The organism is Pelobacter propionicus DSM 2379, assembly GCF_000015045.1.
Classification (GTDB): Bacteria; Desulfobacterota; Desulfuromonadia; order Geobacterales; family Pseudopelobacteraceae; genus Pseudopelobacter; species Pseudopelobacter propionicus.
On record NC_008609.1, the window covers coordinates 1,002,372 to 1,016,524 of the forward strand.

Genomic DNA, 14,153 nt, shown 5'->3' on the forward strand with positions numbered 1-14,153 from the left:
GGGTGAGTCGAAGAGGCGCCGGGCATTACCTGGGCGCCGAATGACCCGGTGATCAGCGCATCCTGCCCCCGGTTATTGTTTCTGCGTGCCGGCAGTGTGATCCTTGATCTCATGCTGGGGTATTACTATGAGCTGTTTCGTAGCGTGATTGTTCAGGTGGGTGGCCAGCTCCAGCTCGGCATGAGCGCACTGCAATGCGGCGACTCGCTGCCAGTGGCGTGGGGAGTGACCGATGTCCATGAAATCCGACTGCTCTTTATCAAGTAGGCGCTTTTTTGGAAAAAATGCTTGCTTTTGCGGGATTGTCATGATAATTAAGGTAAAATTTTTGTTCACCCCGGAGTGAGCTCGCAAGGCTCACTTTTTTTGTTTTTTTAGAGAGCGTTATGGCACTTCATCGAGACGACATATGCGATCGGATCCGCACGCTGGCTCTGCCGGTTATCGACTCCATGAATCTGGAGTTGGTGGAAGTGGAGTACAAACGTAGCGGCAGGGAGGCTGTGCTGCGCCTGTTTATCGACAAGGAGGGAGGCGTGACGCTGGACGACTGCGCCGACCTGAGCAGGGAGTTGTCGACCCTTCTGGACGTGGAAGACCTTATTCCCTGCGAGTACAGCCTGGAAGTGTCCTCGCCCGGACTTGACCGGCCACTGAAGAGCGAGGCCGATTACGAACGCTTTAGCGGTCGCCTGATCAAGGTTCGTACCTACGAGCCGTACCAGGATGACGCCGGAAACAGGCGCAAGACCTTTCTGGGGCGGCTGGAAGGACTTAAGGATGGCAGTGTTGTCATGTCACTCACCGAAGGGCAGACAGCTTCCATACCGCTGGAGCGCATTGCCAAGGCGCAGCTCGAATTCGAATTTTGATCTGATTTCATAGACGTCAGCAAGGAGAAGCAACCGTGGAAACGAACATCAGTCTCAAGCACGCCATTGAGCAGATCGTCAAGGAGAAGGGGATCGATCGCCAGGTGGTCCTCGAAGCCATGGAACAGGCGGTTTTGACGGCCGCCAATAAAAAATACCGCAATACACGCGATCTTGAGGCGCGTTACAATTCCGATACCGGCGAGGTTGAGCTGTTCGAGTTCGTCATCGTCGTGGAAGAGGTCGAGGATTCCTACAAGGAGATCAGCCTGGATGAGGCCCGCGAAATCGATCCCGATGTGGAGGTCGGCGACTCTCTGGGTGAAAAAATTGATTCCAGCGGCTTTACCCGCATTGCGGCCCAGACAGCCAAGCAGGTCATCATCCAGAAGGTGCGCGAAGCCGAGCGGGAGACGATTTTCAACGAGTACAGCGACCGCCAGTGGGAGGTTATCACCGGCATGGTACGGCGTTTCGAGAAGGGCGACCTGTTGATCGACCTGGGACGGGCCGAGGCCGTGCTTCCCTCCAAGGAGCAGATGCCGCGGGAGGTGTACCGCCCCGGCGACCGCATCAGGGCGATCATTACCGATATCCGTGTTACCCCCAAGGGGCCGCAGATCATCCTCTCCCGTACCCATCCCAGCATGCTGGCCAAGCTGTTCGAGGCCGAGGTGCCCGAGGTGGCCGAGGGGATCGTGGAGATTAACGCCATCGTGCGCGATCCGGGCAGCCGCGCCAAGCTGGCCGTTTCCTCAAACGACCCGGATGTGGATCCGGTGGGCGCCTGCGTCGGCATGCGCGGCTCCCGTGTCCAGAACGTGGTCTCCGAATTGCGCGGAGAGAAGATCGACATCATTCCCTGGTCCGAGGATATCGCCCGTTTCGCCTGCAACGCCCTCTCGCCGGCTCAGGTGTCCAAGGTGTTCGTTGATGAGGATAATCGAGCCCTTGAGGTTGTCGTGGCCGACGACCAGCTCTCCCTGGCCATCGGCAAGCGCGGCCAGAACGTCAGTCTTGCCGCCCGACTGACCGGCTGTCGCATCGACATCAAGAGCGAGGCCAAGGCTGCCGAGGCTGAGCTGCAGGCCTATGCCTCCTATGATGGCACCCAGCTGGAAGACGAAGAGATGGAAGAGGGTGAGGTGGCGGCTGACGAACAGGATGCCGTCGAAACCGATGCCGTTGAAACCGTTGAAACCGTTGAAACCGCGCCCGAAGCGGAAGAGACGGTGGAGTAACGGGGCGCTATGGTCCGTCAGGGTGGTCAGGAAAAACCGCAGCGCAGCTGTCTCGGCTGCCGCGAGACCCGTGACAGGGACCGCCTGATCCGTTTCGTGCTCTCCCCGCAAGGGGAAGTGCTGCCCGATCTGGATGCGCGCCTTCCCGGGAGGGGGGCGTACACCTGTGCCAGTTCCCGTTGTCTCGAAGCAGCAATCAGGCAGCGTCTCTTCAATCGGGCCTTCAAGCGCGAAGTTTCGGCGATGCAGCCCCAGGCCATGACGGAGATGGTGGCTCGGCTGATGCGCGAGCGGATTCTGGGCTATCTGGGGCTGGCTAACCGGGCCGGCAAGATCGTCTCGGGAAGTTCCCTGGTCTGCGACGCTGTGCGTGGCAAAATAAAGCCGGGGCTGGTTCTGGTGGCCGAAGACGTATCAGGGAGTATCGGCGAAAAAGTAGTGTCCTTGTCCACCGTTCACGGAATCCCCTGTGAGCGGGTACTGACGAAGGAAGAGTTTGGCGACATACTCGGCAAGGCGCCGCGCAGCGCGGTCGCCGTCAGGCAGGGCGGCTTCATTGCGCGACTTGTCACTGAAATACAACGATTAAGAAACTTCCTGGGGGAGGTGTAGGGCATATGTCTAAAATTCGTGTGAGTAACCTGGCCGAGAAGCTGGGACTGGAGCATAAGGAGGTACTTGCCCGACTCAAGGAGATAGGGGTTGACGCCAAGACAGCCACATCTCTTGTCGATGAGGACGTGCTCAAGAAATTGATGCCTTCCCTGTCTCCTGACGGCGCCGAAGAGGTCAGGGTGACCACCACCATCATCCGGCGTCGCGCCAAGGCCGCTCCTGTTGTCGAGCCGGCTCCGGCCGCTGTCGCCGAGAGCCTGGAGGAAAAGCCGGCCGAGCCGGTGGCGCCAGCCGCGCCGACTCCCCCCGAAGTTCCCGCTGCCGCGCCGGCACCCCCGAAAGCGGCTGCCGCGCCTGCAGAGGCGGCCACCATGAATGCGAGGATCATTGCTCCTCCACCCGCGCCGGTCGAGACCGCCGCACCGGTTGCCGCTGCACCGGTTGCCGCTGCAACCGCCCCCCCGGAGAAGGCATTGCCGACGCCACCGGTTGTGGAAGCTCCCGTCGTGGAGGCCAAGCCTGAACCGGTAGTGGAAAAACCAAAGGTTCCGGCGCAACCGGACAAGCCCAGCGCCAATCAGGCCCGCATTCTGGGACGCATGGAGATTCCCGGCGTCACCACTCGTCCGACCCGTGTGGTCAGGCGTGATGGTACGGTCGCTCCTGCGGCAGAACATGCCCAGAGACGGCCGTCTCCGGCTGCTGGCGCCCCCTCCCGCGGCGCCGCACCCGATCGCTCCCGCATGAAGCCCGCAACGCTCCCTCCGTCTGCTCCTCCCGCTGCCGACGACCGCCGCAAATTCGGCGGCAAGAGCGCCGCACCCCACAGTGAGGGGGCCGGCAAGGGCGGCAAGAAGGGGGGCGCTTCTACGGCCAAGAAGAAGGAACAGCCCAAGAAACATGAGATCCTCGAGAAACGCGAGCGGGTCTTCGATCCGGTCTACAGGGGGTCACGGAAGAAGGTCAAGGAGCGCGCCTCCGAAACCCGCAAGACGGAGATCACCATTCCCAAGGCGATCAAGCGCATCATCAAGATTTCCGAGACCATCAGCGTGGGTGAGCTGGCCAAGCGCATGGGGATCAAGGCCAATGACCTGATCAAGTCGTTGATGAAGATGGGCATGATGGTAACTATCAATCATGCTCTGGATTTTGAAACCACCGTCATACTGGCCTCGGAATACGGCTACGAGGTGGAGAACATGGCGGTTGACCTGGACGAAATCCTGGAATCCACCCCCGATGCGCCCGAGACCCTCGTCAAACGTCCGCCGGTGGTCACGATCATGGGACACGTCGATCACGGCAAGACCTCGCTTCTGGACGCGATCCGCGAAGCCAACGTCATTGCCGGCGAGGCGGGCGGCATTACCCAGCACATCGGCGCCTATGACGTGGAGCTGAATGGCCGCAAGATCACCTTCCTGGATACGCCGGGCCACGAGGCCTTCACCGCCATGCGTGCCCGCGGCGCCAAGGTGACCGATATCGTCATCCTGGTTGTGGCTGCCGACGATGGCGTCATGCCCCAGACCCGTGAAGCCATCAACCACTCCAAGGCGGCTGGCGTTCCGATTGTCGTTGCCATCAACAAGATCGACAAGCCGGAAGCCAAGCCTGAACGGGTCAAACAGGAATTGATGGAATTCGGCCTGGTTGCCTCTGAATGGGGTGGCGACGCCACCATGGTGGAAGTTTCGGCCAAGAAGCGGCTCAACCTGGAGGGATTGCTGGAAATGGTTCTGCTCCAGGCCGATCTGATGGAGTTGAAGGCCAACCCGGACAAGGAAGCCAAGGGCACCATCGTGGAAGCCAAGCTGGACAGGGGGCGCGGCCCGGTGGCAACGGTCCTGGTCCAGGAGGGTACCCTCAAGAACGGCGACTACTGCGTGGTCGGGGTCCACTCCGGCAGAGTCAGGGCCATTCACAACGACCGTGGCGAGAAGGTCAACGAGGCCGGGCCGTCAATGCCGGTTGAGGTTATCGGACTCTCGGGTGTGCCCGATGCCGGTGACGTGTTCGTCTCCCTGAAGGATGAGAAACAGGCCAAGGAGATCGCCACCCTGCGCCAGATCAAGCAGCGCGAGATCGAGATGGCCAAACATTCCAAGGTCACCCTGGAGGATCTCTACAAGCAGATTCAGAGCGGCGATGTCAAGGACCTGAACGTCATCGTCAAGGGCGATGTGCAGGGATCGGTGGAGGTGGTTTCCGACTCGTTCCGCAAACTCTCCACCGATGCGGTACGTCTCAACGTCATCCATTCGGGCGTTGGCGCCATAACCGAGACCGACGTCAATCTGGCTGCCGCCTCCAACACCATCATCATCGGCTTCAACGTGCGACCCGAAGTCAAGGCCCAGGCCATGGCTGAGAAGGAAGGGGTTGATATCCGCCTGTACAGCATCATCTACGATGCGGTTGAGGACGTGAAGAAGGCCATGGAAGGGCTCCTGGATCCGACCCTGAAGGAGAAATATTTGGGACGTGCCGAGATCCGAGAGGTCTTCTCGGTGCCCAAGATTGGCAATATCGCCGGCAGTTACGTACAGGACGGCAAGATGCTGCGCAACGCCCAGGCCCGGCTGCTGCGGGACAATGTGGTGATTTACGAAGGCAAGCTCTCCTCCCTGCGCCGCATCAAGGACGACGTCAAAGAGGTTGCTGCCGGTTACGAGTGCGGCATTGGCCTGGAGAACTACAACAACATCAGGATCGGCGATATCATCGAGGCCTTCGAGATCGAGAAGGTCGCCACCAAGCTTTAACAGCGGTTCGAGGTTCGGGAGATTGATCCCGAACCTCGAACCTTGAACAGGATTCCATGAGCAAACGTTCCGAAAAACTGGCTGAAACCATTCACGAGACCATCTCCTCGATCCTCTCCAGGGGGCTTAACGACCCCCGCATCGGCTTCGTCACCCTCACCGCGGTCGACGTGGTCGAGGACTTGAGTATTGCCCGCATTTACTTTACGGCGATCGGCGACCGGGACGCCAGGAAGAACAGTGAGGCCGGATTAAACAGTGCCAAGGGGTACCTGCGTCGTGAACTGGGTAAGGTGCTGACTATCCGGCATATACCGGAGCTGATCTTCAAGTACGATGAATCCCAGGAGTACGGTAACCGGATTGATTCCATCCTCAGGGAGATCGCTACTGAGCATGACCGAGACGATTCAGAACATAGTTGACGAGATCCGTGCCAACGGCTCGTTTCTCCTGACCACCCACGAGAGCCCGGATGGCGATGCGGTCGGCTCTTCCCTTGCCCTGGCCTCCTTCCTGCGCCGCATCGGCAAGCAGGTCTGCGTGCACTTCCGCGATCCGGTTCCCGAGTTGTTCGCCTTCCTCCCCGGAAGCGATACCGTTAACCCGCATATTCCGGAACAGGATTTCAACGTCTCCTTTGTGCTGGACGTGGGTGAATTCCGACGGGCGGGCGACGAGTTTTGCTCCTTCAGGAGGGGGGGCACGCTGATCAACCTGGACCACCACCTCTCCTGCGAGTGCTTCGGCAGCCATAATTTGATCGATTCTGGCGCCGCCGCCACCGGTATCCTGGTCTACCGCATCATCACCGCCTTTGGGTATGCCATGGACAGGGACACCGCCCTCTGTCTGTACACTGCCATCATCAGCGATACCGGCTCGTTCCGCTATTCCAATGCCAACCGCGAGGCGTTCACGGTTGCTGGCGAGATGATCGAACAGGGCGTGAACGCCTGGAGCGTGGCTGAACGTCTCTACGAGAGCCAGCCGCAGAAACGCCTGGAACTGCTGACCAGGGCACTGGCCACCCTAGAGGTGATCTGTGGTGGCAGGGCTGCGTCACTGACCGTAACCAGCGACATGTATGACGCCACCGGAGCAAATGCCGAGCTGACCGATGGGTTTGTCAACTATCCCCGCTCAATCAGGGGGGTGGAGGTGGCGATCTTCTTCAGGCAGCTGGATGAGTGTACCTGCAAGGTAGGCTTCCGTTCCAAGGGGGCCGTCAACGTGGCCGGATTCGCCGCTGCCCTGGGTGGTGGCGGACACCACAACGCCGCCGGCTGCACGGTCTCCGGCGGTCTGGAAGAGATCAAGTCCCGCGTCTACGACATTGTGAACGCCTCCCTGTGATTAGCGGCTTCTTCGTTATCGATAAACCTGCCGGCATCAGCTCCCACGACGTGGTCAGCCGTGTGCGCAGAATCCTGGGTACACGCAGGGTGGGGCACACCGGTACGCTCGACCCTTTTGCAACCGGTGTTCTGCCGGTGGCGGTCAATGACGCCACCAAGGTGATCCCTTTTCTGGACGAGGGGGTCAAATGCTACCAGGCCCTGCTGCGCCTGGGCGTGGTGACCGATACCCTGGACATGACCGGCAGGATTCTTGCCGAGGGAGATTACTCCTCCGTCAGCCGGGAGCGCTTCCTTGAGCTGTTGACCCGCTTCTGTGGGGTGATTAGCCAGGTTCCCCCCATGTTCTCGGCAATCAAGCGTGACGGTCAGCCGCTGTACAAGCTGGCCAGACAGGGCATCGAGGTGGAGCGCCGGGCGCGACAGGTGGAGATTCACTCCCTTGAGCTTTTGTCGTTTGAGCCGCCTCTGGCATGCCTGCGGGTCAGCTGCTCCCGCGGCACCTATGTGCGTAGCTTGGCGGATGACCTTGGAGCGGAGTTGGGGTGCGGAGCGTCCTTGCAGGAACTGCGCAGAATTGCCAGCGGACCGTTCCATCTCTCCAGCGCCATTACGCTTGCGACGCTTGAGCAGGCCAAGGAGGGAGGGATGTCGGATGCGCTCTGTCTGGATCCCTATGCGGCCCTTGCGCATCTGCCCGACATTCCCCTGTCCGATGCCGGACTGGCCAAGGTCAGGCATGGCAGGTCGCCGGAATGGGGGGAGACGCTGCTTTCCGCTCCCTGCGAGGGGACTGAGGCAGGGCTGGCTCGGCTCTCACGTAACGGGAGTCTGGCCGCCGTTGCCCGGATCGAACCGCTGCCTTATGGTGGTTCCCGGCTGGTTCTCAAGCGGGTATTCTGCAATTAGTTAGTGCTTTACATGGCAATGGCGGTGTGCTATTAGTCTCAGACTGCGGTAATGCTGAATAAATACGTGTCATCAGGACAATAAACCGAACATGAAGGGGGTGTTGGCAGTGCTGGCAACCGAAAAGAAGCAGGAAATCATCAAAGCATTCAAAAAACATGACAGCGATACAGGTTCTCCCGAGGTGCAGATCGCGATCCTCACCGAACGGATTACCTATCTCACCGAACACTTCAAGGTCCACAAGAAAGACCACCACAGCCGAAGGGGGCTTCTGAAGCTCGTTGGGCAGAGGCGTCGTCTTCTGGACTATCTGAAGGGCAAGGAAGTCGCCAGGTACAAGGCGGTCATCGAACGTCTCGGCATACGTAGATAACGACAGGCACTCTACCCGGGCTCGAACGGGTAAAGTGCCTTTTAATTTCATCTGCTCGAGTGGAAAAAAGAGCTTAACAGCTCTTTTTTATTTTTGTTGGGGGCGTGGGTAGAATCTCTCCGCCGCCTCCTTCCTGAAACGGCTACTGCTGCTGATTGAGGAGGGAGACGGCGGGGACATTGTAGCGACGGCCCCAACGCAACAGTCAACAGGGAGGTACTCCATGGAACACGTTGTAGATGTTGAGTTTGGCGGCAAGATGGTAACAATCTCCACCGGCAAGATGGCCAAGCAGGCCAACGGTGCGGTGGTGGTGAAGAGTGGCGACACAATGGTTCTGGTGACCGCCGTGGCCCAGAAAGAGGCCAAAGAGGGGCAGGATTTCTTTCCCCTGACCGTCAACTATACCGAGAAGGCCTATGCCGGCGGGAAGATCCCGGGCAGCTTCTTCAGGCGCGAGGCGCGCCCCTCCGACCCGGAGACGCTGACCTGCCGCTTGATCGACCGTCCCATCCGCCCGCTGTTTCCCGAAAATTTCTTGAACGACACCCAGATCATTGCAACGGTGGTCTCCGCTGATAAGGACCACGATCCCCGGATACTCTCCATGCTGGGCGCATCGGCCGCGCTGGAGGTCTCCGACATTCCCTTCCAGGGGCCCATCGCCGGCGTCAAAGTGGGGCGGGTGGATGGTAGACTGATCTGCAACCCGACTGCTGACGAACTTGAACTGAGCGATATGGAGATCGTGGTCGCCGCCAGCCGGGATGCCATCATCATGGTTGAGGGTGAGGCCAGATTCGTCTCCGAGGATGATATGCTGGATGCCATCTTCTTCGGCCATGCGGCGGTACAGCCGGTTCTGGAGGCCCAGGAAAAGCTGAAGCAGCTTGCCGGCGTTGCCAAGCGTGACGTGCCTCCTCCCGTCGTCGACCAGGCCCTGCTGGCCAGGGTGCGCGAACTGGCCAGCGAGCGCATGTCAGCCGCGGTCAAGATCAAGAGCAAGCAGGAACGCCACAACCAGATCGACCTGATCACGGCCGAGACGACCGCGTCCCTGGCCGCTGAGTTCGAGGGGAACGAGAAGCAGATTCGCGCTTTTCTGGGAGACCTGGAGTACGAATGCGTTCGCGCCGATGTTCTGAACAGCGGGGTGCGCATCGATGGCCGCGACACGGTCACCATCCGTCCCATCGCCACCGAGGCGGGCCTGCTCCCCCGCACCCACGGCTCGGCCCTGTTCACCCGCGGCGAGACCCAGGCCCTGGTGGTCACCACCCTGGGCACCTCCAGCGACGAACAGCGCATGGACTCGCTCTACGGTGAATACCGCAAGCGTTTCCTGTTACACTACAATTTCCCTCCCTTCTCCGTGGGCGAAACCAGCTTCCGCCTCGGACCGGGGCGTCGCGAGATCGGCCACGGCATGCTCGCCGAGCGGGCGCTCTCGGCGATCCTCCCCAAGCATGACGATTTCCCCTACACCATCCGGATCGTATCCGAGACCCTGGAGAGCAACGGCTCCTCCTCCATGGCGGCAGTCTGCGGCGGCTGCATGTCGCTGATGGATGCCGGTGTGCCCATCTCCGCTCCGGTTGCCGGCATCGCCATGGGGTTGATCAAGGAGGGCGAGAAGGTCGCCATCCTCTCCGACATCCTGGGTGACGAGGACCATCTGGGCGACATGGACTTCAAGGTGGCCGGCAGCAGCGACGGGATCACCGCTCTGCAGATGGATATCAAGATCGGCGGCGTCACCAGGGAGATCATGCAGAAGGCCCTGGCCCAGGCCCGCGAGGGGCGATTGCACATCCTGGGCAAGATGGCCGAGACCCTGGGTGCTCCCCGGCCGGAGATGTCGTCCTTTGCTCCGCGCATCACCACCATTTGGGTCAAGACCGACAAGATCAGGGACGTTATCGGTACGGGCGGCAAGAATATCCGCAACATCACCGAGACTACCGGCGTTACGGTGGATATCGAGGATACGGGTCGCATCAACATCGCCAGTACCAGCAAGGAAGCCTGTGATCTCGCCATCCAGATGATCCGCGGGCTGACCGACGAGGCCGAAGAAGGCAAGCTGTACATGGGTATTGTCAAGAAGATCATGGATTTCGGTGCTTTTGTGGAAATCCTGCCCGGTACCGATGGACTCGTGCACATCTCCGAACTGGACACCAAGCGTGTCAAGACGGTTACCGAGGTGCTCAACGAGGGTGACCGGGTACTGGTCAAATGCATCGGTGTGGACAAGAACGGCAAGGTCAAGCTCTCCCGCAAGGAGGCTCTTGGGCTGAACCCGGACGGCACACCGGCAACGGACGCGCCTGCGGGCGAGTAGTCCTCAGTTGTATCTGTTTGCTCACACGGGCGAAGCGCTTGCTTCGCCCTTTTTTAAGTCGGGACGGGATGGCTGTCCCGATTCTGTTCCTGGTTGCTATTTCCCGTAATTTGGTATTTACTGCATCGACTTGGCTCCAGCCTCCGTCGCCATGGGCGGGGCCGTTGCCTCTGCTTCTGACGGCTCACGGACTTCAGGGGACGGAGGTGTAGTTCATTTATGGAAACTGGTGAGGCTGTGTATGATTGTTGAAGAGGCTCGTCGTGTTATCCGGGTCGAGGCTGAGGCGCTTCTGGCCATGGCCGAACGGATCAACGGCGCATTCGAGCAGGCCGTGCGGATGATTTTGGACTGCACGGGACGGGTGGTGGTGAGCGGCATGGGCAAGTCGGGGCTCGTCGGACAGAAGATCGCCTCGACCATGGCATCCACCGGCACGCCGGCGCTTTTTCTGCACCCGGCCGAGGGAATCCACGGCGACCTGGGCATGATCATGAAAGGCGATGTGGTTATCGCCATCTCCAACAGCGGAGAAACCGAAGAAATGCTGCGCATCCTGCCGATCATCAAACGCCTGGGCGCCAGGCTGATCGGCATGAGCGGCAATGCCGCCTCAACCCTGGCCCGCGGCAGCGACCTGTTCCTGGATGTGTCGGTAAAGGAAGAAGCCTGCCCGCTGGGGCTTGCTCCCACCGCATCAACCACGGCAACCCTTGCCATGGGAGATGCTCTGGCTGTGGCCTTGCTGATCCAGCGCGGCTTTCGCGCCGAGGACTTCGCCCTCTTTCATCCCGGCGGAGCCCTGGGCAAGAAGCTGTTCCTGCGGGTGGAAGACCTGATGCACTCCGGCGACGAGATTCCCATGGTATCCGCGCAGGCCGTGATGAGGGACGTTCTGTTCGTCATCAGCGCCAAGCGGCTGGGCGTGACCGGAGTGGCAGGCGATAACGGTGAACTGCGTGGCGTTATCACCGACGGGGATCTGCGCCGGGCCCTGGAAAAGGGGTACGACATCCTCGAACGGGAGGCCGAAGCGATCATGAGGCTCAACCCCAAGAGGATCAGTCGCCATGAACTGGCGGCTGCCGCGCTGCGGCTGATGGAGCAGTACTCCATCACCTCCCTGTTTGTCTTTGACGACGACACAAGCAGTGTGCCCTGTGGCATCGTTCATCTGCACGACATTCTGCGCTCGGGGATAGCCTGATGCAGGAGAAACTTAAAAAGATCAAACTACTGCTCCTGGATGTGGACGGCGTCATGACCGATGGCGGTATCGTGTTTGACGGCAACGGCCTGGAAACCAAGGTCTTCAACGTCAAGGACGGCCATGGTATCAAGATGCTCCAGCGTTACGGGATCCAAGTGGGAGTCATTACCGGCAGAACCTCGGCCGTGGTGGATATCAGAACCCGTGAACTGGGCATCGAACTGGTGTACCAGGGGGCTCTCAAGAAGATGGAAAGCTATGCCGACGTGAAGCAGAAAACCGGTCTGGATGACTGTCAGGTCGCTTACATGGGGGACGACGTCATTGATGTTCCGGTTATGAGGCGGGTCGGTTTTGCGGCCGCTCCTCCTGATGCGCTGCCGGAGGTGCTGGCCGTTGCCGACTATGTGTCATCCCGCTCCGGCGGAAGGGGTGCGGTGCGAGAGGTATGCGATCTTATCCTCAAGGGGCGTGGCTTCTGGCCTGAAATCGCCACGCGCTATGAGTTGTGACGTGAGGTATACAAGCTCCATGCCAACTAGCCGGATAAACATACGTTTCGCTGGACAGCCCTCCGGCGCGATGCTATAGTGCGCCAGTATGGTATCGTCCCGGAACATCAGGCTTGCACTGGCCCTTCTTGTCGTGACGGCGGTCATCGGTATCGTGGCTGCTATCTTCCTGAACGGCTCCAAACCGGCCCCGTCGGAGCCGGTTTCCCCGCAGACTCCCCGCAATGTCGATTTAGCCCTTCGCGACGCACGCTTCACCGAGGTGCGTAACGGCGCTACCGTCTGGACCATTGTGGCCGAGCGTGCCGAGTACATCAAGGAGGGGGAAGTTGCTAACCTTAGCGGCATCCGCATGCTGTTCGTCAAGAGGCCCGGTACGGGAAATATCACGGTAACTGCCGAGAGGGGAACCTACTCCACGAAGAGCAGAAACGTCACCTTGCGTGGCACGGTGCACATGACGACGGATTCGGGTATCGTGTTCGATACTGAGACCCTCGACTATCATGCCGCCACGTCACGTTTCGTAACGAATGATTCGGTAACCTTCCGCCAACAGCGCATGACGCTGACCGCACGGGGCATGGATCTGGATGTGGACGGCCAGGTGGTCCGCTTCCACAGTGCGGTTGATGCGATTGTGAAACGGCGATAGCACAGAGTCGGTATGAGAGCACACCTATGAAACTAATCATGACATGTATCCAGCTGGTCACCCTGCTTCTCCTGGCAGTTCCTCTTCTGGCGGCTCCTGCCGATGGCGGGGTGTCACGTAAAGATCGCTCGAACCTGCCCATCACCATTAAGGCTAGTCAGTTGACGGCCGACAACAAGGGCAAGAAGGCTGTCTTTACCGGAAAGGTGGTTGCGAAACAGGGAGATATCACTATCTTCTCCGACAAGCTGACCATCCACTATGGCACCAACAAGAACGAGGTGGAGAAGATCGAGGCCGACGGCAACGTGCGCATCGTTCAGGAAAACCGTGTCGGTAGCGCCGCTCACGCCGTTTACGACAGCAAGGAAGGAAAAATTACCCTCAGCGGCGGTACCCCCCGAGTCACCCAGGGAGCCGACTCCACCACCGGAAAGATCATCACCTATCTGATCGATGATGAGCGGAGTACCGTTACCGGGGATGCCGGCGCGCCGGTTGTGACGATTATCCACCCCAGGGAGAGGAAGAACAATGACGCTCCCCGCTGACAAGGGTTTGCGGCTCTGGTCCGAGGGGTTGCGTAAACGGTATGGCGACCGCCAGGTCGTCAGCGGTGTCGACCTCTCCATCCAGGCGGGGACGGTTGTCGGCCTGCTGGGCCCCAACGGGGCCGGAAAGACCACGACCTTTTACATGGTGGTCGGCCTGACGCAGCCAAGCGAGGGCAGGGTTTTCCTGGGCGACAGCGACATAACCGGACTGCCCATGTACCAGCGCGCACGGCGTGGCATCGGCTACCTTCCCCAGGAAGCCTCCGTCTTTCGGAAGCTGTCCGTGACCGATAACCTGCTGGCGATACTGGAAGTGGTGGAACCGGACCGGGCAACCCGTATCAGCCGCATGGAACAGCTGCTTGAGGAGTTCGGCATCAGCCATATCGCCGATGTCAAGGGGTATGCCCTCTCAGGCGGAGAGCGCCGACGGGTCGAGATCGCCCGTGCGCTGATCACCAATCCCGCGTTTATCCTCCTGGATGAACCATTCGCAGGCATCGATCCCATTGCAGTGTCGGAAATCCAGAAACTGATCGTAACCCTCAAGGAACGAAATATCGGTGTGCTGATCTCGGACCACAACGTGCGCGAAACGCTTGGAGTGTGCGACCTGGCGTATATCATGAGCGACGGCGCGGTTCTGGAGTGCGGAACCCCGGAGGAGATCGCGTCCAGTCGCAAGGCGCGGGAGATTTACCTGGGAGACGGATTCCGTTTGTAGGCCGGACTTTTTTTT

General features: G+C 59.9%; 15 protein-coding genes. All 15 read left to right on the forward strand.

The features are described from left to right. The first annotated feature begins 48 nt into the window (after positions 1-48). The 15 genes from PPRO_RS21170 to lptB all read left to right on the forward strand — a co-directional run bounded on the left by PPRO_RS21170 (position 49) and on the right by lptB (position 14,138). A complete protein-coding gene (locus PPRO_RS21170; RefSeq protein ID WP_198138326.1) occupies positions 49-267 on the forward strand; it encodes a hypothetical protein in 219 nt (72 codons plus the stop codon). A 119-nt stretch (positions 268-386) separates the two neighbouring features. Further along, entirely contained in the window at positions 387-872 is a 486-nt protein-coding gene (rimP, locus tag PPRO_RS04690) for a ribosome maturation factor RimP (protein ID WP_011734895.1), read from the forward strand. A 35-nt stretch (positions 873-907) separates the two neighbouring features. Next, on the forward strand, positions 908-2,113 hold the full coding sequence (nusA, locus tag PPRO_RS04695; protein WP_011734896.1) for a transcription termination factor NusA: 1,206 nt from the start codon (positions 908-910) through the stop codon (positions 2,111-2,113). Between the two features lie 9 nt (positions 2,114-2,122). Continuing rightward, the gene (locus PPRO_RS04700) at positions 2,123-2,725 is read left to right on the forward strand and encodes a DUF448 domain-containing protein (RefSeq protein ID WP_011734897.1); all 603 of its coding nucleotides are present in this window, start codon (positions 2,123-2,125) and stop codon (positions 2,723-2,725) included. Positions 2,726-2,730: 5 nt separating this feature from the next. Next, positions 2,731-5,496, forward strand: a complete 2,766-nt coding sequence (gene infB / locus PPRO_RS04705) for a translation initiation factor IF-2 (protein ID WP_011734898.1) — start codon at positions 2,731-2,733, stop codon at positions 5,494-5,496. Positions 5,497-5,552: 56 nt separating this feature from the next. Further along, a complete protein-coding gene (locus PPRO_RS04710; RefSeq protein WP_011734899.1) occupies positions 5,553-5,921 on the forward strand; it encodes a ribosome-binding factor A in 369 nt (122 codons plus the stop codon). Beyond that, the gene (locus PPRO_RS04715; RefSeq protein WP_011734900.1) at positions 5,893-6,852 is read left to right on the forward strand and encodes a DHH family phosphoesterase; all 960 of its coding nucleotides are present in this window, start codon (positions 5,893-5,895) and stop codon (positions 6,850-6,852) included. The genes PPRO_RS04710 and PPRO_RS04715 overlap by 29 nt, the downstream gene beginning before the upstream one ends. Beyond that, a complete protein-coding gene (gene truB / locus PPRO_RS04720) occupies positions 6,852-7,763 on the forward strand; it encodes a tRNA pseudouridine(55) synthase TruB (RefSeq protein ID WP_041532569.1) in 912 nt (303 codons plus the stop codon). Before PPRO_RS04715 ends, truB begins: the two co-directional genes overlap by 1 nt. Before the next feature lie 109 nt (positions 7,764-7,872). After that, positions 7,873-8,139, forward strand: a complete 267-nt coding sequence (rpsO, locus tag PPRO_RS04725; protein WP_011734902.1) for a 30S ribosomal protein S15 — start codon at positions 7,873-7,875, stop codon at positions 8,137-8,139. A 223-nt stretch (positions 8,140-8,362) separates the two neighbouring features. Continuing rightward, positions 8,363-10,483: a polyribonucleotide nucleotidyltransferase gene (gene pnp, locus PPRO_RS04730; RefSeq protein ID WP_011734903.1), complete on the forward strand. Its 2,121-nt coding sequence runs from the start codon at positions 8,363-8,365 to the stop codon at positions 10,481-10,483. 241 nt (positions 10,484-10,724) lie between these two features. Beyond that, entirely contained in the window at positions 10,725-11,690 is a 966-nt protein-coding gene (locus PPRO_RS04735) for a KpsF/GutQ family sugar-phosphate isomerase (RefSeq protein ID WP_011734904.1), read from the forward strand. Further along, entirely contained in the window at positions 11,690-12,205 is a 516-nt protein-coding gene (locus PPRO_RS04740; RefSeq protein ID WP_011734905.1) for a KdsC family phosphatase, read from the forward strand. The genes PPRO_RS04735 and PPRO_RS04740 overlap by 1 nt, the downstream gene beginning before the upstream one ends. A gap of 88 nt (positions 12,206-12,293) precedes the next feature. Next, positions 12,294-12,860 carry an LPS export ABC transporter periplasmic protein LptC gene (lptC, locus tag PPRO_RS04745; RefSeq protein ID WP_011734906.1) on the forward strand — a complete coding sequence of 189 codons (567 nt, stop codon included), beginning with the start codon at positions 12,294-12,296 and terminating at the stop codon, positions 12,858-12,860. Between the two features lie 38 nt (positions 12,861-12,898). Further along, on the forward strand, positions 12,899-13,411 hold the full coding sequence (lptA, locus tag PPRO_RS04750) for a lipopolysaccharide transport periplasmic protein LptA (protein WP_232286691.1): 513 nt from the start codon (positions 12,899-12,901) through the stop codon (positions 13,409-13,411). After that, positions 13,395-14,138 carry an LPS export ABC transporter ATP-binding protein gene (lptB, locus tag PPRO_RS04755; protein ID WP_011734908.1) on the forward strand — a complete coding sequence of 248 codons (744 nt, stop codon included), beginning with the start codon at positions 13,395-13,397 and terminating at the stop codon, positions 14,136-14,138. Before lptA ends, lptB begins: the two co-directional genes overlap by 17 nt. Positions 14,139-14,153 lie beyond the last annotated feature (15 nt).